Annotated in this window: 1 protein-coding gene; it reads left to right on the top strand. The window is 58.8% G+C overall.

Annotated elements, in window-relative coordinates; translation table 11 throughout:
* Positions 1 to 607 (top strand): EF-Tu C-terminal domain-related protein (locus ACW5W4_RS18870; RefSeq protein WP_456690412.1); only part of this gene is annotated, 607 nt, incomplete at both ends.

Raw genomic sequence — 607 nt, 5'->3', positions numbered from 1 at the left:
TGCTGGAACTGGTCGAGATGGAAGTTCGCGAACTGCTGTCCGAGTATGACTTCCCGGGTGATGACCTGCCGGTAGTTCGCGGTTCCGCGCTGAAAGCGCTGGAAGGCGACGCCGCATGGGAAGAGAAGATCCTGGAACTGGCTGGCCACCTGGACAGCTACATCCCGGAGCCGGAGCGTGCGATCGATCTGCCGTTCCTGATGCCCATCGAAGACGTCTTCTCCATCGCTGGCCGTGGTACCGTAGTAACCGGTCGTGTTGAGCGCGGTATCGTCAAGGTTGGCGAGACAGTAGAAATCGTCGGTATCAAAGACACAGTGACCACCACCTGTACCGGTGTTGAGATGTTCCGCAAGCTGCTGGACGAAGGTCGTGCCGGTGAGAACGTTGGCGCACTGCTGCGTGGCGTGAAGCGTGAAGAAGTAGAGCGTGGTCAGGTACTGGCCAAGCCGGGCACCATCAAGCCGCACACCAAGTTCGAATCCGAAGTGTACGTGCTGTCCAAGGAAGAAGGTGGTCGTCACACCCCGTTCTTCAAAGGCTACCGTCCGCAGTTCTACTTCCGTACCACCGACGTGACTGGCACCATCGAACTGCCGGAAGGCGT

This window comes from Aeromonas crassostreae (assembly GCF_054052445.1).
The sequence above is the reverse complement of the archived record's forward strand: the minus strand, read 5'-3'. Positions and strand labels throughout refer to the sequence as shown.